This is a genomic window from Devosia sp. J20-27 (genome assembly GCF_055808595.1).
Genome location: NZ_CM147875.1, coordinates 2,372,665 through 2,393,575, shown reverse-complemented (window position 1 = coordinate 2,393,575; position 20,911 = coordinate 2,372,665). Strand labels below are relative to the sequence as shown.

The 20,911-nt window shown below is 65.6% G+C and carries 20 protein-coding genes; 14 read left to right on the top strand and 6 right to left on the bottom strand.

Annotated elements, in window-relative coordinates:
- The first annotated feature begins 129 nt into the window (after positions 1-129).
- The 5 genes from AC0L4C_RS11775 (at position 130) to AC0L4C_RS11755 (ending at position 6,310) form a co-directional block, all read left to right on the top strand.
- Entirely contained in the window at positions 130-684 is a 555-nt protein-coding gene (locus AC0L4C_RS11775; protein WP_473399781.1) for a hypothetical protein, read from the top strand.
- Complete coding sequence (locus AC0L4C_RS11770) at positions 681-3,833, top strand: trifunctional glycoside hydrolase family 18/polysaccharide deacetylase/glycosyltransferase family 2 protein (RefSeq protein WP_473399780.1); 3,153 nt, start codon at positions 681-683, stop codon at positions 3,831-3,833. Before AC0L4C_RS11775 ends, AC0L4C_RS11770 begins: the two co-directional genes overlap by 4 nt.
- The gene (locus AC0L4C_RS11765) at positions 3,821-4,480 is read left to right on the top strand and encodes a 3D domain-containing protein (RefSeq protein ID WP_473399779.1); all 660 of its coding nucleotides are present in this window, start codon (positions 3,821-3,823) and stop codon (positions 4,478-4,480) included. Before AC0L4C_RS11770 ends, AC0L4C_RS11765 begins: the two co-directional genes overlap by 13 nt.
- 57 nt (positions 4,481-4,537) lie before the next feature.
- Positions 4,538-4,891, top strand: coding sequence for a hypothetical protein (locus tag AC0L4C_RS11760; RefSeq protein WP_473399778.1), 354 nt, complete (start codon positions 4,538-4,540; stop codon positions 4,889-4,891).
- A gap of 183 nt (positions 4,892-5,074) precedes the next feature.
- The gene (locus AC0L4C_RS11755; RefSeq protein ID WP_473399777.1) at positions 5,075-6,310 is read left to right on the top strand and encodes an NAD(P)/FAD-dependent oxidoreductase; all 1,236 of its coding nucleotides are present in this window, start codon (positions 5,075-5,077) and stop codon (positions 6,308-6,310) included.
- Here AC0L4C_RS11755 and AC0L4C_RS11750 read toward each other — a convergent pair whose 3' ends face one another.
- The 4 genes from AC0L4C_RS11750 to AC0L4C_RS11735 are packed head-to-tail and all read right to left on the bottom strand — an operon-like array spanning position 6,311 to position 10,673.
- Entirely contained in the window at positions 6,311-7,669 is a 1,359-nt protein-coding gene (locus AC0L4C_RS11750) for a beta-N-acetylglucosaminidase domain-containing protein (RefSeq protein ID WP_473399776.1), read from the bottom strand. It abuts the gene before it with no gap.
- 3 nt (positions 7,670-7,672) lie between these two features.
- Complete coding sequence (locus AC0L4C_RS11745; protein ID WP_473399774.1) at positions 7,673-8,512, bottom strand: carbohydrate ABC transporter permease; 840 nt, start codon at positions 8,510-8,512, stop codon at positions 7,673-7,675.
- Complete coding sequence (locus AC0L4C_RS11740) at positions 8,496-9,395, bottom strand: carbohydrate ABC transporter permease (RefSeq protein ID WP_473399773.1); 900 nt, start codon at positions 9,393-9,395, stop codon at positions 8,496-8,498. The genes AC0L4C_RS11745 and AC0L4C_RS11740 overlap by 17 nt, the downstream gene beginning before the upstream one ends.
- A gap of 12 nt (positions 9,396-9,407) precedes the next feature.
- Positions 9,408-10,673 (bottom strand): ABC transporter substrate-binding protein, encoded by a 1,266-nt coding sequence (locus AC0L4C_RS11735; protein ID WP_473399772.1) that lies wholly within the window; start codon positions 10,671-10,673, stop codon positions 9,408-9,410.
- 212 nt (positions 10,674-10,885) lie between these two features.
- Between AC0L4C_RS11735 and AC0L4C_RS11730 the strand changes: the two genes are divergently transcribed.
- The 8 genes from AC0L4C_RS11730 to AC0L4C_RS11695 all read left to right on the top strand — a co-directional run bounded on the left by AC0L4C_RS11730 (position 10,886) and on the right by AC0L4C_RS11695 (position 17,655).
- Positions 10,886-11,620 (top strand): GntR family transcriptional regulator, encoded by a 735-nt coding sequence (locus tag AC0L4C_RS11730; RefSeq protein ID WP_473399770.1) that lies wholly within the window; start codon positions 10,886-10,888, stop codon positions 11,618-11,620.
- Between the two features lie 5 nt (positions 11,621-11,625).
- Positions 11,626-12,366, top strand: coding sequence for a sugar isomerase domain-containing protein (locus tag AC0L4C_RS11725; protein ID WP_473399769.1), 741 nt, complete (start codon positions 11,626-11,628; stop codon positions 12,364-12,366).
- A 57-nt stretch (positions 12,367-12,423) separates the two neighbouring features.
- Positions 12,424-12,738, top strand: coding sequence for a hypothetical protein (locus AC0L4C_RS11720; RefSeq protein ID WP_473399768.1), 315 nt, complete (start codon positions 12,424-12,426; stop codon positions 12,736-12,738).
- Between the two features lie 88 nt (positions 12,739-12,826).
- Positions 12,827-13,981 carry an ROK family transcriptional regulator gene (locus tag AC0L4C_RS11715; RefSeq protein WP_473399767.1) on the top strand — a complete coding sequence of 385 codons (1,155 nt, stop codon included), beginning with the start codon at positions 12,827-12,829 and terminating at the stop codon, positions 13,979-13,981.
- On the top strand, positions 13,978-14,748 hold the full coding sequence (locus AC0L4C_RS11710) for an ATP-binding cassette domain-containing protein (protein ID WP_473399766.1): 771 nt from the start codon (positions 13,978-13,980) through the stop codon (positions 14,746-14,748). Before AC0L4C_RS11715 ends, AC0L4C_RS11710 begins: the two co-directional genes overlap by 4 nt.
- A 41-nt stretch (positions 14,749-14,789) precedes the next feature.
- Positions 14,790-15,827 carry a sugar ABC transporter substrate-binding protein gene (locus tag AC0L4C_RS11705; protein WP_473399765.1) on the top strand — a complete coding sequence of 346 codons (1,038 nt, stop codon included), beginning with the start codon at positions 14,790-14,792 and terminating at the stop codon, positions 15,825-15,827.
- 62 nt (positions 15,828-15,889) lie between these two features.
- Entirely contained in the window at positions 15,890-16,885 is a 996-nt protein-coding gene (locus tag AC0L4C_RS11700; protein WP_473399764.1) for an ABC transporter permease, read from the top strand.
- Positions 16,882-17,655, top strand: a complete 774-nt coding sequence (locus AC0L4C_RS11695; RefSeq protein WP_473399763.1) for an SDR family NAD(P)-dependent oxidoreductase — start codon at positions 16,882-16,884, stop codon at positions 17,653-17,655. The genes AC0L4C_RS11700 and AC0L4C_RS11695 overlap by 4 nt, the downstream gene beginning before the upstream one ends.
- Positions 17,656-17,658: 3 nt before the next feature.
- Here AC0L4C_RS11695 and AC0L4C_RS11690 read toward each other — a convergent pair whose 3' ends face one another.
- Both AC0L4C_RS11690 and AC0L4C_RS11685 read right to left on the bottom strand, forming a co-directional pair.
- Entirely contained in the window at positions 17,659-18,309 is a 651-nt protein-coding gene (locus AC0L4C_RS11690) for a GNAT family N-acetyltransferase (protein ID WP_473399762.1), read from the bottom strand.
- On the bottom strand, positions 18,299-19,747 hold the full coding sequence (locus tag AC0L4C_RS11685) for a xylulokinase (protein ID WP_473399760.1): 1,449 nt from the start codon (positions 19,745-19,747) through the stop codon (positions 18,299-18,301). Before AC0L4C_RS11685 ends, AC0L4C_RS11690 begins: the two co-directional genes overlap by 11 nt.
- 145 nt (positions 19,748-19,892) lie before the next feature.
- Between AC0L4C_RS11685 and AC0L4C_RS11680 the strand changes: the two genes are divergently transcribed.
- Complete coding sequence (locus tag AC0L4C_RS11680; RefSeq protein WP_473399759.1) at positions 19,893-20,831, top strand: substrate-binding domain-containing protein; 939 nt, start codon at positions 19,893-19,895, stop codon at positions 20,829-20,831.
- Positions 20,832-20,911: the final 80 nt, after the last annotated feature.

The following is a 20,911-nucleotide window of genomic DNA, read 5'->3' as shown; positions in this document are numbered from 1 at the left end:
GAGCCACCCCCGCCCGTTTACCATGTCGGCAATCGACCGGAAAAATGCGTATCAAAACAAGGGTGTTCAGTAGTATTAAGGGATCATTAACCAGCCCTTAGGCCGGCCCAGAGTGACCGGAGCAGTGTCGTGTCGAGTAGAGCCCAGAAAATCAAGCCAAGAGAGCAACGTCCGGTCTTTCAGGATCTGTCGCGGCGGCGCTGGACCGGCTTTCTGACCTTCGCCGGCAGTGCCAGCGGCACGCTGATGTTCCTCGGCGTGATGCTCTGGCTGAGCATCAGTTCCACCCCGCAGCTGACCCCGCTGCGGCCCCTGGCGACGTCGACCGCTGTCCCCCAAAGCGACGCCCTCCTCGCTTCCGCCTCGCCGGCAGACCCGATCGTGACGCCTGCCGAGCGTCCGTTGCCCGCAGCACCGGCTGCAGCTGCCACGCTGGCCGCAACCCCGCTTGCACCACCGCCGACAGCGACAGCCCCTGCCCCCGCGCCGATCGTCGTCGCCGACCTTCAGGCACCGCCCGTCCCGGAGATCAGGAGCGAAACCACCGATCCGACGGTGACCGGCAGTACACTTCAGCCCGAGCCGCTCCAGCCGCGGACCTACGCCGACTCCGCCAGCATCATCACCCTTGGTGCGCCAAGGCACGGCAACTCGCTGCTCTATCTCGATCAGGCTCGGCAATGAGGCTGGCCTGGCAGCTGATCCTCGCTGTGCTGACGGCCCTCTGGCTGTCGGCCACCGCGACGGTCGCCGCTCCATCGCCGGCCGGGGGCGAGGTCTTCGCCTTCTACGAGGAATGGCTCGACAACGGCATTGCCTCGCTCAACGCCCACCGCGACCAGATCGACGTTCTGATGCCCGACTGGCTGGAACTCGATGCCACTCACGGGGTGGTCGAGATCTCGTCGGCACGGGTCAATGCGACACTGCAGACCATCGCCGCTGCCCGCACGCCGCCACGCCTCGCCCCCGTACTGTCGTATCTCGTCGCCGGGCAGCCCCGGCCGGAGCTGCTGGCGCAGCTGCTCGGCAGCGCGCCCGAGCGCCAGAAGCTGGTTGCCGCGATCCTCGCCTATGTCGAGGCGCGCCAGCTCGATGGCATCACCGTCTCGCTCTGGTTCGGCGACGCCGACACCGTGGGCGTCTATGCCGCCTTTGCCGCCGAACTCCATGAGGCGTTCCACCCCCTCGGCCTCGAGGTCTTCCATACCCTGCCGATGACGGGCGCCGAAGACCTCGCTCCGGTCATCGCCACCTACGCCGACGCCATCATCGTTCTCGACGATACCGAGCCGGACGCCCCCGGCCCGCTGGCGGACCAGCGGCGCTTTGCCGATGGTGTCGACAGCTGGACCAGCCGCGTTCCCGACGACAAGCTGGTGTTCGGTCTCTTCAACGGCGCACGCAACTGGAATCTCGCCGACGGCTCGGCGCGCAACATCTCCGTACTGGGCGCCCTGTCGCTGGCGCGCGATACCGGCGTCTCGCCCGCCTACGATCCGGCGTCGGGCAACAGTTTCTTCGACTATCAGCATCAGTCGGGTGCGCCGCACCGCGTCTGGATGCTCGATGCCGCCGGCAGCTTCGAGCAATTGCACCTGCTGGCCGCCCACCCCGTCCGTGGCATCGCCTTGCCCAGGCTGGGGTCGGCCGACCCCTCCATCTGGGCCCTGCTCGACAACCTCGCGCAGCCCGACGCCGACGCCCTCCGGCATATTGATGCCTCCTATGCGGTCAACAAGCACGGTTCGGGCGAAGCGGTCACGCTGTCGGCCCACCCGCACGACGGCCGACGGACGATAAAACTCTCCCCCGATGGCCGATCCGTTGCCGAGGCGAGCTATGTGCAGTTGCCGCGCGGCTTCGACATCCTGCATGGCGACGCCGCGGCCGACCACATGATCGCCCTCACCTTCGACGACGGCCCCGATCCGGTCTGGACGCCGAAGATCCTCGATATTCTGGCCAGCAGGCAGGTGCCGGCAACCTTCTTTGCCATCGGCGGCCAGATGATGAAGCATCCCGACCTGGTCCGGCGCATGGTCGCCGAAGGTCATGAGGTCGGCAACCACACCTATTCCCACACCAATGTGTCGGTGCTGCACGAAGACGCCATGCGCCTCGAGCTCAGCGCCACCCAGGCCATCTTCGAATCCATTACCGGACGGAACATGGCGATGTTCCGGCCGCCTTACGCCATCGATTCAAACCCGCAGACGCCCGAGGAGATCGGCTCGCTGGCGCTGGTCAGTGAGCTCGGCTACCTGACGCTGAACATGAACATCGACCCGCGCGACTGGGAGTTCCGCGAGGCCCGCGAGATCGTGGACAATACCATGCGGGAAGCGCGAGCCGGTGTCGGTCATGTCGTTCTGCTGCATGATGGCGGCGGCAACCGGGCGGAGACCGTCGCCGCGCTGCCCGAGATCATCGATCAGTTGCGTGCCGAGGGCTTTCAACTGGTGCCGGCCTCCCGGCTCCTCGGCTTCGAGCCCGACGATGTGATGCCACTCTCCTCCGGCGATGTCGGCCTGACCCGCACCTTCAACAGCTTTGGCTACACGGTGTTGCGCGAAGGCCAGCGCCTGTTCGAACTGTTCTTCGTACTGGCCGTGTCGCTGGGCATTGCACGCGCCCTGTTCCTGATCGGCCTGTCGTTCCTGCGCCGCAAGCCGTCGCCCGCTGCGACGGCAGATATCGGCCGCGTCGGCGTGGTCATTGCCGCCTACAACGAAGAAAAGGTCATCGTCAAAACCATCGAGTCGCTCCTCGCCTCCACCTACCCCGACGTCCATATTCTGGTGGTCGATGACGGCTCGCGCGACAATACCTATGCGCTCTGCCGCACGCACTTTGCCGGCAACCCCGCTGTCGAGGTCATCACCCAGCCAAATGGCGGCAAGGCCGCTGCGCTCAACACCGGCTTTGCGGTGCTCGATACCGACATCGTCATCGGACTCGACGCCGACACGATCTTCCTTCCCGACACCATCGCAAAGCTCGTCGCGCATTTCAGTGATCCCGAGGTCGCCGCCGTGTCGGGCAATGCCAAGGTCGGCAATCGGGGCACCGTGCTCACCAAGCTGCAGGCGCTCGAATATATCACTGCCCAGAACCTCGACCGCCGCGCCTTCGATGTGCTCAACTGCATCACCGTCGTTCCCGGCGCGGTCGGCGCATGGCGCCGCGACCTGGTGCTCGAGGCCGGCGGCTACCTGCACGACACCCTGGCCGAGGACGCCGATCTCACCATACGACTCATCCGCAACGGCTATCGCGTCACCTATGAGGACGGCGCCATCGCCCTCACCGAAGCACCACAGACCGTGCCGGAATTCCTCAAGCAGCGCTTCCGCTGGATGTTCGGCATGATGCAGGTGGGCGTCAAGCATCTGGGCGCCATGCGGCTCCGCGATTCAAAGTCCATGGGCTTGATCGCCATCCCCAACATCATGCTGTTCCAGGTGCTGTTCCCGCTGGTTGCGCCGGTCGCCGACCTGCTGGCGCTCGGTATGCTCACCGATCTGACGGTCAAGCTGGCCACCAATTCCAACGCCATCTACGTCGAGAACTCGCTGATCTTTCTTGGGACGTTCCTCGCGTTCGTGCTGGTCGATTTCACCGCTGCGGCCATCGCCTTCATGCACGAGCGGCGCGAGAACCCCTGGCTGCTGCTCTGGATCCTGCCGCAGCGCGTCTTCTACCGGCAGCTGATCTACCTCGTGGCCATCCGCTCGCTGCTCTCGGCCATCCGCGGCTCGACCGTCGGCTGGGGCAGCCTGAAGCGCTCGGCCAGCGTCTCGGCGCCGACTGCGGCAAGGTGGCTGAAATAGCCCGCTCACGACTGTCATCCTGGATGGCCGCCGGTCTGCTCCTGGGCTGCATCAGCGGCACGCAGGGCGCATCGACTACCATCCCGCCGCTGCGCGTCACCCTCTACTATACGGCACTCGAGACCGACTATGCCCAGGGCACCGAGGCCGCATTTCGAGATGTGGACGGCCGCGAGCTCAAGCGCGGCTCGTCGCAATTTCTCAACGCTGCCCGCATAGAGGGCAGTGCCCGCTTCATCGACGGCGAGGTGCTCAACTATGTCGCGCTGGTCGAGAGGGAAATCCGCTGGCGCCGCAGTGAGACGGCGCTGGGAGAAGATGCCAGGAGCTGCGAACTGGTGCCGTTCCGCTCGGCCGCCGTCGACCCCTCCGTCGTCGCGCTTGGCACCATCCTGCTGATCGAGGAAACACGCGGCATGCCATTGCCGGATGGCACGCTGCACGACGGCATCTGGCTCGCCGCCGATATCGGCACCGCCATTATCGGCGATCGCATCGATCTCTATGTTGGCGCCGGCGAGGCATCGATGCGTCTGCCGCTCGATTTCGGCCTCGACCACCTCCGGCCCCTGACGGTGACGTCCCGCGGCATGGCAGATGGCTGCGCCTTGGACGAACAATCCCAACCGACGGCCACCCCGCAGTAGATTTTGCACAGCGTCGCCGATGCTCTACGCTACCCCTTTCAACCGAGGGATTGCAGCATGAGACTTTTCAGCATGGCCGCCGGACTCTGCCTGATGGCGGGAGCCGCCCAGGCACAGACGGAGACGCCCTCCAACCCCTACGCCTACAATTGCGGTGCCTATCTCGCTGCGCAGCAGAGCGAGCAGAAGGGCCAGGCCAATGCCATGCTGTTCTGGGCCACCGGCTACTTGCAGGCGCGGCTGGGGCCATTGCCGACGACCACCTTCAATGCCGCGACTTTCGGCAACGACCTGCGTGACGTGCACGGCGCCCTGCTCCAGATCTGTCCCAACGTTCCCGACATGATGCTGGCCACCTTCATGGACAACTTCGCCGGCGACTTCGAGAAATCCGCCAGGCCGGCGCAATAGCGCCGGGATCGGGTCAGGCGTCCCTGCTCCTGCCAGGGCGTCTCGCCCTTCGGCTCCACGAACCGGCCAGAGACACCGCCATCGACGCCGTGCAGGCGCCACGCAGCAGTGCCGGCATGCCGCATTGAATCCCGGCCAGACGCGCTCCATAGTGCCCGCAGCGTCGGCACAAAGGTCCCCATAGTGAATGTAGATGTAGTGGTTTTGGGGGCCGGCATTGTCGGCGTCAGCGTGGCCATCCACCTGGTCAAGCGCGGCCGGTCCGTCGCGCTCGTCGACCGGCGCGGCGCCGGCGAGGAAACCTCCTTCGGCAATGCCGGATTGATCCAGGCCGAAGGCGTCACGCCGCACCTCTTTCCGCAGGATCTGCCGACGCTCCTCAACTATGCCCGCAACCAGAGCACGGCGATGCGCTTCCAGTGGCGCGCCCTGCCCCGCACTGCCAGCTTCCTGACACAGTACTGGTGGTATTCCCGCTCCGCCTCCTACCGCGCCATTGTCGAGGAATACTCCAAATTCATCGCCCACGCCGTCAGCGAGCACGCGCCATTGATCGATGAAGCCGGTGCGAACGATCTCATCGGCAAGGCCGGCTGGCTGCAGGTTTTTCGCAGCGCGGCCGGCTTCCGGGAGGCGAAAGCGCAGGCTGAGGACAACGCCCGCTTCGGCGTCGAGCACGAGGCACTGCTGCCAGATGCGCTGCGGCAACGCGAGCCGGCGCTCAGCGCCGACTTCGCCGGTGGCCTGCACTGGACCCAGCCCTGGTCGGTGCGCGACCCGCTGGCACTGACTCAGGCTTACCTGCGGCTCTTCGAAAAACTTGGCGGCCGGTTCGTCATCGGCGATGCCATGACCCTGCGAACCAGCGCCGGCAAATGGGACGTCGACACAGCCGGCGGCGCCGTCACGGCAACCAAAGCCGTTGTGGCGCTCGGCCCCTGGTCGGACAGGCTGCTCCGCTCGCTGGGCCGCCGCCTGCCGCTCGGCGTCAAGCGAGGCTACCACATGCATTATCGGCAGCGTGGCGACCTTGGCATCTCGATGCCGATCTACGACGACGCCGGGTACCTCATCGCGCCGATGAACCGTGGCTTGCGGCTGACGACAGGCGCCGAGTTCGCGCTCCTTGATGCGCCACCCAACCCGGTGCAACTGCAAAGCGCCGAAGCCATCGCCAGAGCCACCTTCCCCCTCGGCGATCGCGTCGACGACGCGCCCTGGATGGGCGCCCGCCCCTGCACCCCCGATATGAAGCCGGTTGTCGGTCCCGAGGGCCGCGAAGGTCTGTGGCTTGCCCTCGGTCACGCCCATCACGGCCTCACCCTCGGCCCCGCCACCGGGAGGTTGCTGGCCGACATGATGACCGGCGCCACGCCCTTTATCGATCCCGCGCCCTACTCGGTCAGGCGCTTCGGCTAGCTAGACGCCGTGGCTGTAGTGCCCGCTGGCGTCGCGCGGCAGCAGTTCCTGCATCGCCGCGCCAAAGCCGCGCCGGTAGAAATTGTAGATCCGTCGCTTGTCCGGAAACACCGCATCGGCGGGCGGCCCTTCGCGCAGCCAGTCGAGATAGGTGCAGAGGTGCGTTACCTCCTCGCGCGCTTCCCAGAGATAGGGATGGAAAGCATAAAAGAGATCACGGTTCTCGATCTCGGTCATCCGGTCAAACAGCGTGCGGATACGCTCGCGCAGCCCGGTCAGCGCCGCATAGCCGGCGACCCAGTCACTTGCCGTCACATCGGGTCGATGTTCCGACAGCATGCGCCGCGCCGTCGCCAACAGCCCCTCGATCTCCGGTCCGCACCGGAAGGGTTGGTAACAGAGCTCGCCGAGCAGCCGGATCTCCTCGGCCGCCAGCGTTGATCCCGCCTCGGCATAGGCGATGGCAAAGCGCGGCTGCCAGTCACGCAACGCCGCCTCGAACGCCTGCGTTTCGTCATAGTCCCCGCAGGCGAATGCGCCGGTTGTGTGCACAGCGACGAAACTGGCCTCGAACTCATTGTTCGGGTTGGCGATGATGCCATCGATCAGTGGCAGGATGTCGGCATCGCGCCCGCCCAGCGGTCCGGCATGCACCCGGCGGATGTCATAGTCATTGGCGTGGAAGTTGTCCCAGATCACCGGCTTGCGGCGCAGCACCGCGCCGACCTCGCGCAGTGACGCCGCGTCGATGGTTTCCGAGACGATCTCCGGCCCGGTCCAGAACACCCCGATCTGCGGATCGAGTGTCTCCCCCAGCGTGCGCAGGTAAGCCGAGTTCGGCACGTCGTGCCCGGCAAACGCCGCGCAGTATTCGGTCGGGCAGAACAGCATCCTGCCATCCGGCGCCTTGGCGCGGAGATGGGCGAAGGCGGCATTGGCGACGTGGCATTGCGCAGCTGCAAAGTTCGGGAATGCCGCCGCGTCGGCTGCGTTCATCGTTGACGCAATGTCGTCGAACAACAGCGCCACGTTGGTGATGCCAAGGCCCAGGAGCTGGTCGAGCCGGCGCTTGATCGTCTCGATTTCGCGTGCGTCCGAATAACGAATGTCGAGACACGGCGCGATGGCGACCATGAACATGATCCCCCGCGACGCCGCCGTTTCCACCAGCTCCTGGAGTGCTGCGGCTTCCGCCGCGTTGTAGAGTTCGCGCCAGCGGGCGCGGATCTTGATGTCGTCCTTGGGTCCGTAGATGAAGCAGTTCATCCCGGCCGCCCCGATCCAGTCGAGCATCTCGGCGCGCTGTGCTGCCGACCAGGCCCGCCCGTAAAATCCTTCGATCACCCCGCTCAGCAGCATGGCTCAATCCATCGCCGTCGCCGACAGTCCGGCAATCACGTGCCGCTGCAGGATGAAATAGAGGATGAGGATGGGCACGGTCGTGATCGTCAGCGCCGCGAACACCAGCGCGTAGTCGGTGCTGTGATAGCCCGAGAACCGCACCAGCCCGACCGGCAGCGTCCGCTTGTCCTCGTCGGTCACGAACAGCAGCGCGAACAGCAGCTCGTTCCAGATGGCGATGGTATTGATGACGATCATCGTCAGCATGGCCGGCCACACCATCGGCACCGAGACGTACCAGAAGATTTCCCAGGTCGTCGCGCCGTCCAGCCGTGCCGCCTCTTCCATATCGGGACGCATGGAATTGAAATAGCCGCGCATCAGGAACACCGTCAGCGCCAGCTGCCAGGCGGCACCCGGCAGGATCAGCGCCCATGGCGTATTGAGCAGGTGCATGTCGCGCAGCTGCGTGAAGAGCGCGATCGCCACCGCCGGCGGCGGCAGCAGCAGGCCGATCAGCAAAAGCCGGTAGAGCGGCTTGCGCGCCGGGAAGTCCAGCCGGGTGAAGGCAAAGGCCGCAGCCGTCGCTGCCACCACGCAGAGCCCCACTGCCACAACAGTGACGAACACCGAGTTGAGATAGAGCGTCCCCAGCCCGCCGACATTCCAGGCCTCGACGAGGTTCTCCCAGCGCCAAACGGCCGGCAGGTTGAACGGCGTCCTGAATATCTCGCGGTTCGACTTGAAGGACGAATAGACCATCCAGATTGCCGGATAGAACATCACCAGCACGATCGCCGCACCGGCCCCGAACTGCAGCCACTCCGCCGGGCTGCGCTTGCGCTCAATAGCGTGTGACACTGGAGCGCTCCGAGAGGCGGATATAGATGATCGAGATCAGCGACACGACCAGCGTCAGGATGACCGTCAGCGCCACGCCATACCCGATCTGGTTCTGGTCGAAGGCCTGCTTTATGATCCAGGTCGCCGGCACTTCGGTGGCACCGAACGGCTGGCCATTGCTCATGGTGAAGAACAGGTCGAACCCGGCAAAGCCGCCGGTCACCGCCAGCAGTACGCAGACGATGACGTTCTGCTTGAGCATCGGCAGCGTGATGGCGAACAATTGCTGCACCGCATTGGCGCCGTCGAGCCGCGCCGCCTCGTAGATGTTCTGCGGAATACGCCGCAGCGCCGCAAAGAAGATCACCATGTAGAAGCCGGCATATTTCCAGCCCGAGACGATGCAGATCAGCAGCAGCGCCGTTTCCGGCTGGCTCATCCAGGGCTGCGCCCAGTCCCCCGCCCCGATGCCCTTGAGCACCGAGTTGAGCAGTCCGTTGCGATAATCGAGCACGAACGTCCACAGCACGCCCGCCGCCGACATCGACAGCACCACCGGCGAAAAGAACATGCCGCGCATCAGCGCAAAGCCGCGCCGGTCGGAGTTCAGCAGCACCGCCATCACCAGCCCGAAGCTGACCTCGAAGACCAGCGTGGCGAGGATGTAGATCACCACATGGACGTAGGACATCAGGTAGGTCGGGTCGGTCATGCCGCGGATGAAATTGGCCAGCCCCGCCCAGCGCGGCATGCTGAACCCGTCCCAGTAGGTGAAGGCGTAATAGACCGACGACCCCAGCGGCAGCAGCACGAAGGTGCCGAACAGCAGCATGGCAGGCGCCACAAACCAGAGGTTCGCGGCGCCTGAACTAATGGGGGACGAGCGGTCTTCCGCGGCCATGGCCGGTCCGGCCTACTGCTTGCCCATCGCCGCGACGGTTTCGTCGAGCCAGACCAGCGCATCCTTGGAACTGCGCTCGCCATCGGCGACCATGGCCGCGGCCTGATAGAACGCCTCGGCGACCGGCACCGGATACTTGTTGTCGGGCGGCGGCACGATGGAATCGGCGGCGGCCATCAGTTCGACCAGCGACTGCGTATGCGCATCCAGCGTCGCCTTCTCGGTGACGCCGTTGACCGGGCTCATCTGCCCGCTATTGGCCCACTTGATCTGCGAGGTTTCCGAGGTCAGGAACTTGAGGAACTTGATGGCCTCGGCCGGATGCTGCGTGTCCTTGTGCACCACCAGTCCGGTGAGGGTACCGATGACGCTGTTCGCCAGCGGATGCTCGGGATCGATCACCGGCGTGTCGAACTGCGCATACTCGAAATCGTCTTCGGCCAGATTGTCGCTCTCGGATACCAGCCACGAGCCGATCGGGTGCATCGCGGCGCCTTCGAGGAAGAAGGTCGCCATGCCCGGATCGGCACCGAGCGCCTGCATATCCTTGTTGAACGCACCGATCTCGTGCAGGCCGGCCAGCAGGTCGAGTGCCTTCTCGAAGCCCGGCGTATTGAACGGGCCTTCCTGCTTGAAGGCGGCCACGTACTCGTCTGGCGGCACGACTTTCGCCGCGATGTGTCCGGCCCAGTTGCCCAGCGGCCAGAATTCGTTGTTGCCTTCGACGATGGGGGTAACGCCCGTGGCCGCGATGGCCTTGATCACCTCAACGAACTCGTCCCAGGTCTTGGGCGGCGTCACGCCGGCGTCGGCGAACATCCTGGTATTGTACCAGATAGTGTTGGTCAGATCGAGCGACAGCGGCACCATATAGGGCTTGCCGTCGACCATCGTGCCGGCGCCCTCGGTCCACACGGACGGCGCAAAGCTCTCCTTCCAGCCGTCGGTCGCCATCGCCTCGCTGAGGTCATAGGCATAGCCCGCCTCGACATCGCGCTGCACCCGCAGCCCGGCCCACTCGAAATAGATGTCGGGCACCTCGTTGCTCTTGAGCTGCGTGATCAGGCCCTGGTTGGAATACTGGTCGTCGTCGAACACGATCTGTTCAATCGTGATGTCTGGATTGGCAGCCTCGAATTCGGCGATAATCTCGTCCAGCGCCACATGGCTGGAGCCGCCCGTCATCGAATGCGTAAACCGAACTTCCGTCGCCAGAACGGCGCCCGTCGTCATCAGCAGCGCTGCCGTCGCCACTGCCAGTGTAAATCGCTTTGCCATGCCAATCGCCCCTATTGTGTCTGAAGCCCAGGATCACTGTTATGACTGGTACGATATTGGTTTGTCCCGCTTTGTCCATACCCCCAATGCCATTTCGCCGAATCGACTGAAATCGGCCGACGGGAGATCGGCGTCGGGAAAGAAGACTTGAAATGGCCAATCCAAAATCATACCAGTGGCAAAAGGACGAAGCCGGCACGGCTGGAGGAAAGTTGGACCTTTACGGTGTATTGCGCGAACGGATCGACCGCCAGCACGGCCCGCTAAGCGAGCGGCTGCGCAATGCGCTGACCTCCGCGCTCGATGGCGGCCTGCTCAGCCCCGGCGATTCACTGCCGGCCGAACGCGAGATGGCCGAGCGCCTCAGCCTGTCGCGCTCCACCCTGCGCCAGGGCCTCAAGGATCTGGCGCAGATGGGCCTGGTCGCGACCCGTCCCGGCGCCGGGACCATCGTTGTCGGGCGCGTGCCCAAGTCTCTGTCGCGCCTGTCCGGCTTTACAGAGGACATGAAGCTGCGCGGCCTGCCGTCGAGCTCCAGGGTTCTCGAATGCAGCATCGGCCCGGTGACTGCCGAGGCCGCCTTCCGCACCGGTCTGCCGCTCGGCACGCCGGTGATGACCCTGGTGCGTCTGCGCCTCGCCGGCGGCGAGGCCCTCTCCTACGAACGCGCCGTCGTGCCGGTCGAAGCGGTCGGCGCCGACTATGACGGTTCGGGCTCGCTCTACGAGCGCATGGATACCCGCAACGCCCGGCCGCGGCGGGTTCTGCAAAGCCTCAAGGCGACCGAGGCCGATGAGGAAATCGCCCGCCATCTGCAGATCAACCCGGGCGCCGCTGTCCTCGAAATTACCCAGTTGGGCTATTCGGAATCCGAGAGCGTCGTCGAGGATGCGATCAGCTGGTACCGCGGTGACCGCTACAAATATGTCGGCGAAATCAAAGGCTAGAGCGCATGACCGAACTGCGGCGGCTTTACCGCGACCAGATCGTCAGTATTCTCGACGCCGTGCTGGCCGACCAGCAGGCCGCGCTTGACGCTGCGCGCAACGCCATTGCCAGGGCGCTGGCCGCCGATCGCCTGATCTACGTGGCCGGCAGCGGCCATTCGCATCTGATTGCCGAGGAAGCCTTCTATCGGGCGGGCGGCATTGCGGCCGCGCAGGCCATTCTCGACCCCGACCTCATGCTGCACATGGGCGCACACCGCTCGACCATGATCGAGCGCGAGGAAGGCCGCGCCGAAAAGGTCCTTACCGGCTATCCCGTCGGCCCCGGCGACGTGGTCATCATCGCCTCCAATTCCGGGCGCAATGCCTATCCCATCGAAATGGCGCTCGCTGCCAGGGACCGCGGCGCCACCACAATTGCGCTCACCTCCATTCAGCACGCCGGCGCCATCAGCTCCCGCCACAGCTCGGGCAAGCGACTCTTCGAAGTGGTCGATATCGTCCTCGACAATGGCGGCGAGTATGGCGACGCCAGCCTGCCGATCGGCGACAGTGACGTCCGCATGGGACCCACATCCACCGTGCTGGGCGTCTTCATCATCAACGTCATCCTCGCCGAAGCCGTCGAGCAGCTGGCGGCCAGGGGCATCGCGGTCGACGTCTATCAGAGCGCCAACATGCAGGGCGCCGAGGCCGCCTCCGAGGCGATGATCGCCCGCTGGGCGCCGCGCATCCGCGGTCTCTGACCGCCGGAACCAGTCTCCATCGCCGTTCATTGTTCAGCTCACACAGAGGAGCTGACCATGACAATTTACCGGCTGATCCCCGCCATTCCCCCCGATAACGCCGCCTGGGACAACTCGCTCTGCCAGGGCGAAGTGGTGGTCCGCGCCTCCTCCACCGGCGAAGCCCGCGCCATGGCGGCACTTGAGGAGGCCTCGCGTGCCATGCAGACCATGCCGCAATCGACCACCCAGGTGGTCGCCAGTGCCTTCCGCGACCCCAACCTCTACACCGTGGTTGTCGACGACACCGGGGAGTATCCGACACAAGGACCGGTGCAGGTGCTCAGCGGGCAGTTCGGCATACCGGGCGGCTACGTCTCCCAGACCAACTGATGTTGGCCAGCGCTCCTGACCATTTTCGAAAACCATTTGACTAAATCGGTATTTCCCGCCTAGCCTTCGTTTGACAACGGGGGTTGGCATGGTCCTCAAAGGGACAAACCAGGAGTCTGGGCGGCCATATAACCGGCGGATCGTTCTTGAAGCGATCCGGCGCGACGCCCCGACGACTCGTACCGCCATCGCCGCCAAGGTCGGCCTTACGGTCCAGACCGTCTCCACCATCACCCGCGAGCTCGAGGACGCCGGCCTGGTGCTCTCGGTGCGCGAAGAGCCCAAGGGCCGGGGCGTGCCGCCCGCCACGCTGCGCGTCAATCCCGATGGCGGCTATGCCATCGGCATCCACCTGACGCCGCTGGGCATCGATTCCGCTCTCATCAACCTGGGCGGCGATGTCATCCTCAGCGCCGAGCGTGCCGCGCCCAACGCCTCGCCCGACCAGGCCTTCCGCCTTATCGGCGATCTGGTCGCCGAACTGCGTGCCGCCCGCCCGGACGGTCGCATGCTCGGCGTCGGACTCGCCCTGCCCGGCCCGTTCGATGTCGAGGCCATGAGCTTTGTCGGTTCGACCACCATGACAGGCTGGAACAATGTCCCGGTCGTCGAGCGCATGACCGAAGCCACCGGACTGCCCGCCTTTCTCGCCGCCGACATGGCCGCCGCCGCTCTGGGCGAACGCCTCTATGGCCGCGGCGCCGAGTTTGCCGACTACTACTACCTCTATTTCGGCGTCGGCCTTGGCGGCACCATGGTGCACGATGGCACGCCGCAACGCGGCGCCCGGGGCAATGCCGGCGAAATCGGCCACATCCCGCTGGTGCCCGACGGCGAGCCCTGCCCCTGCGGCAATCGCGGCTGCCTCGAGCGCTATGTGTCACTCGACGCCTTCACCCGTCGCCCGGGTGGCACCTCCATCCGCGACTGGGCGGCGTCGGTGGCACCGGTTTTCCGCGCTGCCATCACCACCATCGAAAACCTCTTCGATCCCGAAACCATCATCCTGGGTGGTCTCGCGTCGGAAACGCTGATCGGCGAACTCGCCGGCGCCGTTTCCGAACTGCCCGTTTCCGTGTCGGCGCGGCGCGATCGCGTCACTCCGCGGTTACTCGTCTCCGATGGCGGCCAGCACACTGTGCTGCGGGGCGCCGCCGCGCTCGCCGTGTCGGGAGTTCTCTCTCCCCGCTTCGGCCAGGGCTTTTCCGCCGCCGCCGATCCGCTCAAGGGCCTCGCCGCATGACCAGTTTTGAACCGCTCCTCGAACTCGACAACATCACCAAGAACTACGGTGCCATCGAAGCGCTCAAGGGCATCACCTTCACCATCGGCAAGGGCGAAGTCGTGGCGCTGCTGGGCGACAACGGCGCCGGCAAGTCGACACTGGTGAAGATCATTTCCGGCGGCCTCGAGCCGACGTCCGGCAAGATGACCTTCGAAGGCAAGCCCTTCCTCGCCCGCTCACCCTCCGAGGCCAAGCGCGCCGGTATCGAGACTGTCTACCAGGACCTCTCGCTCTGCACCAATGTCGACGTCATCGCCAACTTCTTCATGGGCCGCGAGATCACCCGCAAGGTGATGGGCATTCCCGTCCTCGACGAGAAGGCCATGGAAGCCGTGGTCAAGGACGCTCTCGCCAACGCCGGCACCCGCATCCCGTCGCTGCGCGCCAAGGTCGAGCATCTCTCCGGCGGCCAGCGTCAGGCGATCGAGCTCAACCGTTTCGTCCACTGGGGCGGCAAGCTGGTGCTGCTCGACGAACCCTTTGCCGCGCTCGGTGTCGACCAGACCCGTCGCGGCCTCGACATGATCCGCGCCGTCGCCAAGCAAGGCATCGGTGTCGTCATCATTACCCACATCATGCAACAGGCCTTCCAGGTCGCCGACCGGATCGTCGTGATCCGCCAGGGCGTCGTGGCAGGCGATGTGGAATGCGCCAATACAAGTCCCGATGCGGTGATCGGCATGATCACTGGGGAAACCCTCGCCGGTGCCGGACCGGCAGGCTGACGGGGCAAACAAGGGGTCCGGCACAACAAGGAGCGAACGATATGAAGCGACTACTTCTTTCCATCTTCGGCGTTCTGGCGATGGCCATGCTGCTTTCGCCGGCATACGCTCAGTCAAAGGGCAAGGTGTACTACCTCGTCCCGACCCTGCTTGATGAATTCCAGACCGGCTCGGTGTCGGCCCTGGAAATGTTCCTCGGGCAGGTCGGTTACGAGATGCAGACACTTAACGCCGACAACAAGACTGACACCCAGCAGAGCCAGATGAACGACGTCATCGCGCTCAAGCCCGCGGCGATCATTCTCGCCGCTGTCGACTTCAACGCGCTCCAGCCATCCATCGAGGCGGCCATGGCAGCAGGCATTCCGGTGGTCGAATTTGACCGCCAGATCACCTCCACGCCATCCGCCTTCACCTCGGTGGCCGGCACGATCGAGATCGGCTACGTCGCTGCCGAGTCCGCTGAAAAGCTGCTGACCGCCAGGAACGGTTCGGTCAAGGGCAAGGTGCTGCAGATCCTCGGCGACCCCGGCGATCCGTACACGCTCGACATCCAGAAGGGTTTCGAGGAGAAAATGGCGGCCTATCCGGACGTCACGATCATCTCTGTCCCGGCCATGCAGTGGGAAGCCAGCAATGCCGGCACCATCGCCGCTGACCAGATGGTGGCCAATCCCGACATCGACCTGATCTTCAGCCATGCCGCCCACCTCTCGGTTGCCGTCGTTGCGGCACTCGAGTCGGCCGGCAAGCAGCCGGGTGATGTCATGCTGATGAGCTCGAACGGCGCTCCCGTCGGCCTCGATCTGATCCGCAAGGGCTGGCTCAACGTCGAAGTCGAGCAGCCGCTCTATGCCCAGGCCGCGGCCGTTGCCGCGTTCATGGACAAGATCGTCGCCAAGGCCGAAATCGCCCCGGGCGAATACGACATCATCGGGCTCACGGGCACGGTGACCAACGAAGCATGGGGTCCGAACATCAAGTTGCCGGGCGCCGCCATCGACAGCACCAATGTCGATGATCCGGCCTTCTGGGGCAACCTGCAGCCGCCGACCTCGACGGTCACGTCGATCGAATAGGAACCATACCGGGGTGGGTGGTTCCATCCACCCCGGCCTTGCCTGACCGCACAGGATCCATCATGAACCCCAACACGCGTCGCATCCTCGAGTTAGTCCTCGATAATCTGGTCTGGTTCATGCTGCTGGTGGTGCTGGCGGTATTCTCGGCCTTCATCCCGAACTATTTCCAACCCGGCATCTTCGCCAATATCATCGAGGCCTCGTCGGTCCTCGGCGTCATGGCGATCGGTCTCGCGATCGTCATCATTGCCGGCCACATGGACCTGTCGGTCGAATCCGTCGCCGCGCTCAGCGCCATGGCCGTCGGCATCGTCTTCTGTTCTGCCGGCATCGGCATCGGCGTGCAACTGACGCCCGACTGGCTCGCGGTCCCGGCTTCGCTGCTGATCGCTGTCGCCGTCGGCGCCACCATCGGCCTCATCAACGGCTTCTTCATCGTCAAGCTCAAGATGAACGCCTTCATCGTCACGCTTGCCAGCTACATCTGGGTGCGCGGCCTCGTGCTCGCCATCTCCGGTGGCCGCTCCGCGCAGGACCTGGCGCCGGCGATCCGCTGGTTCGGTATCCAGCGCCTGCTCGGCCTGCCGCTCACCGCCTGGCTCGCCATCCTCTGTTTTGTTGTGTTCTCCTTTGTCATGGCCAAGACACCGTTCGGCCGCCACCTGATGATGATCGGCGGCAACGAGAACGCTACCTTCCGCGCCGGCATCAAGGTCAACCGCATCCTCATCACTGCCTTCGCGCTGGCCGGCGGCGTCGCCGCCCTCGCCGGCTGGATCCTTGCCATCCGCACCTCGGGTGCCACCGCCAACCTGGGCACCGGTCTGCTGTTCAACGCCTTCGCAGCCGTCGTCATCGGCGGCGTCAGTCTGAAAGGCGGTGTCGGCGCCCTGCCCGGGGTCTATGCCGGCGTGCTGCTGCTTTCGGCCATCAACACCGCCATCAACCTGATGGGCCTGCCGGCCACCTCCACGCAGGTGATCCACGGCCTGCTCGTTCTCGCCGCCGTGCTGCTCGATACCTTCAAGCAGACGCTGCGCCAGAGGCTGGCATGAGCGGCCGTCTCGCCGGCAAGGTCGGCGTCATCACCGGTGCCGCCCGCGGCATCGGCAAGGGCATCGCCAGCCGTTTTGCCGAGGAAGGCGCCAGGCTGGTCCTCACCGACCTCGACCCGCGCGTCGAGGCAACGGCCCACGAACTCGGCGCCATCCACATGATCGCCGATGTATCCAGGGCGGCCGACGCCGAAGCCGCCGTCAACGTCGCCCTCGACCGCTTTGGCCGGCTCGACATCATGGTGCAGAATGCCGGCATCTATCCCTGGCAGTTGCTCGAAGAGACCTCCGCCGACGACTGGGATCGCGTCATGGCCACTAACCTGCGCGGCAGCTTCCTCGCTGCCCGCGCCGCCCTCAGGCCGATGAAGGCGCAGGGCTCGGGCCGCATCCTCTTCACCTCGTCGATCACCGGCCCACATGTCACCAGCCCCGGCCATGGCCACTACTCGGCCAGCAAGGCTGGCATCAACGGACTGATCCGTGCCGCGGCGCTCGAGTGGTCGGGCTATGGCATCACCGTCAATGGCGTCGAACCCGGCAACATCCTGACCGAAGCCATTCAGGAGCATCGCTCGCCAGAGTTCATCCAGTCGATGCAGGACGCCATCCCGCTCGGCCGCCTCGGCAGCACGCGCGATGTCGCCAATGCCTTCCTGTTCCTCGCCTCGGACGACGCCAGCTATATCACCGGCATCACCATCACCGTCGACGGCGGACAGCTGCTGCCCGAGGGCAACGACTTCCGCCTCGCTCCCGACCGCCCCTGAGGTCTAGAGCGCGGTGACCATGAAGGTCGTATGCCGCGGCAGGCTGGCGTCCTTGAGTTCGGCAAAGCCGAGCGTCTTGTAGAATTTCTGCGCGCCGCGGTTCTTCGGGCTGACCTGCAGATGCATGCCGCTCGCCCCCGCCGCCTTCAACTGGTCCATCAGGTGCCGCATGCCGCGCGACCCGATGCGCCGGCCGCGCGTCGCTTCCAGCAGATCGATATGCCCATGCGCCGGATAGGGCTTGAGCACCTCGGGATAGACGAGATCGGGATGGTGGATGGCGTAGCGCGCCCAGTCGCTTCCCTGCCAGCTCGTCTCGTCCGGTCCGGGATCGGTTACCGATTCCGCCAGCCTGGGAAACCACTCGCGCTCCAGCCGCCCATAAAACCCTGCCGTCTCCGGCGCACCGAGAATATAGCCGCACACCCCGTCCGGCCCTTCGACCACGTAGGCGAAGTCGGGCGCGAACACCTGATAGGGCACCGCGTAGATCTGGCCCAGCAGATCCGGATCGTCCTCGATCGCCGTGGCGTCCTTGCCGGAATCTCCGGTCTTCAGGCACACCATCCGCAGCGCCGCGTGATCGCCGTCCAGCGCCTTGCGCAGCCAGAACCCGTCGCCGAAATCGAGCGCCATCTCCGTCTCAGCCCGCATTGAAGTCCCGCAACGCCTCGTAGAGCTCGCGATATTTGCCGAACTTCTGCTCGTAATAGCCGCGCAGTTGCGCGTCCGGTTCGAAGGTCCGGTCGAACTGCACCAGTTGCCGCACCGCCTGCTCGAGATTGTCCATCACTCCGCAGCCCAGGCCGGCGAGGATCGCTGCCCCCACGGCCGCCGAATCCAGCACCGCTGCCCGGCGCACTTCCAGCCCCAGCGCATCGGCGCGGATCTGGCACCACACATCCGATCGCGCCCCGCCGCCGCCGATATTGACGCTCTTGAGTTGCACCCCGGCCGACGCCTGCAGCGCCCCGAAGGCCCAGCGCACCGAGAGCGCCACGCCCTCCATGACGCTGCGCACCATCTCCGCGGGCCCCGCCCGCGTATCGAGCCGCGCGAACACCCCGCGCGACGCGCTGTCCCAGATCGGCGCCCGCTCGCCCTGCAGATGCGGCAGGAACAGCGGCACCGCATCGGACGGTCCGATGGTGCCAGCCAGTCCCGACATCTCCTCCGGCGACTTGCCGAGAACCGTCCCGAGCCAGCCGAGCGCCGCGCCGCCGGTCTGCGTCGGTGCCGCATGCATGACGATGCCTTCAGAGGGCGGGAAGAGGATCACCCCCGGCGTCGGATGGATTTTCGACGACACGATGCCGGGGATTTCGCTGGTGCCGCTCTGGTACATCGCGTCGCCATCCGCCACGACACCGACGCCGAACATGCCGCCCCACGCGTCCATTGCCCCGACGACAACCGGCACACCGGCGCACGGCAGCCCGTCCCGCACCCGTCCCGCCACATGGCTGAAGCCGAACAGCGGCGGCAGCCGTTCCGCCGCCCCCGGCACGAGGTCGAGCAGCGGCGCCACATAGCCGACCCTGTCCACCAGCCCCACTGCCGACACCGGATCGCTGCCGACCGCGCCGGTCAGTTGCATCACGCAATAATCCTTGGGCAGCAGCACGTGCCGCGTCCGGTCATAGACATCGGGCGCCACCCGCCGCACATGCGTCATGCGCGACAGCGCGTGGCTGGCATCGATCGGTACCGGACCGCCGAACCAGTCGAGCTTCTGCTGGGCTGTCACCTGCGCATCCAGCTCTGCCGCATCGGGCGCCGAGCGGCTGTCCTGCCAGACAATGGCGGGCATCAGCGGCACACCCGCCGCATCCACGAAGACATGGGTGTTGACCTGCGAGCAGATGCCGATGCCGGCCAGCCCGCCAAGGTCATGCCCGTCGGCAAAGGCACTCAGCGCCGCCAGCACCCCGTCCATCCAGTCGCGCGGGTCCTGCTCGGCATATCCCGGCGCCGGCCGGCCCATCGCATGCGGCCGCGCAAACGATGCCAGCCGGTTCCCCTTCGCATCGATCAGGATCGCCTTGATGGCGGTGGTCCCCACGTCGATGCCGATCAGGCAGGTCGCTGCCACGCCGTTCTCCCAAATGCTCGTAGCCGCCTGCGGCCTCGTCCCTTATAGTGCCTTGAGGCGTAAGGAAAACAACCGTCTGCGCAGAGCAGCACAGGCGGCAGGGCGACGAACGCGCCCCCTTTGCTTCCCGGAGGACGATCCAGCAATGCTCAACTCGATATCCAGCACCATTCGCAGCGTGGCCTTCGCCGCCGCCGCCATTCTGGCCGGCTCGGCCGGCGCCGCCATGGCCCAGTCCAAGGTGGCCGTCATCACTCCCTACCTGTCGCAGCCGGGGACCCAGTTCTATGTCGAGGCCTTCCAGGCCGTCGCCAAGGAAAAGGGCTGGGACGTCAATGTCATCGATACCTCGGGCGACGTCGCCGCGGTGATCAGCCGCATCGAGGACGTGGTCAATCAGGGCGTCGAGGCCATCGTCATCAATGTCGATCCGGCGCAGGTCGCCGCTGGCCTGCAGACCGCCAAGGACGCCGGCATTCCGGTGGTCGGCATGGATGCCGGCACCGATCCGCTGCTGGCCACCAACGTCACCTCTGACGGCACTGCCATGGCCGCCGAAACGGCCAACTTCGTCGTCGATCGCATCGGCGCCAAGGGCAATGTCGTGATGTTCGTCTTTGACGCCTTCCCGCCGGTCCAGGTCCGCGGCGCCAAGGCCGACGAAATCTTCGCGGCCAATGCCGACATCAAGGTCCTCGATCGCATCACCCCCGACGTTGCCGATGGCGGCATTGCCGACTCGCGCGCCAAGATGGAAGCCGTTCTCGCCGCCAACCCCGAGGCCGGCAGCATCAGCGCCGTCTGGGCCGCCTGGGACCAGCCCGCGCTCGGCGCCCTGCAGGCCATCGAGGCCGCCGGCCGCCAGGACGAAGGCATCGTCATCACCGGCATCGATGCCAATCCGCAGGCCCGTGAAGAAGTCGCCAAGGGCGGCAACTTCGAGGCCACCGTCGCCCAGGACTTCACGGGCATCGGTACCGCCGCTGCTGACGCAGTTGCCAGGCTGCTGGCCGGCGAAACCCTCGCCGACGCTGTCACCTACGTGCCGACCAAGCTCGTCACCAAAGAGAACGCCGCGCAGTAGTGCCGACTGAACCACCCCCACCCTCAATCCCTCCCCTCGACGGGGAGGGAGGCTCAGAGGCCGGTGCTCCCCTCCCCCTT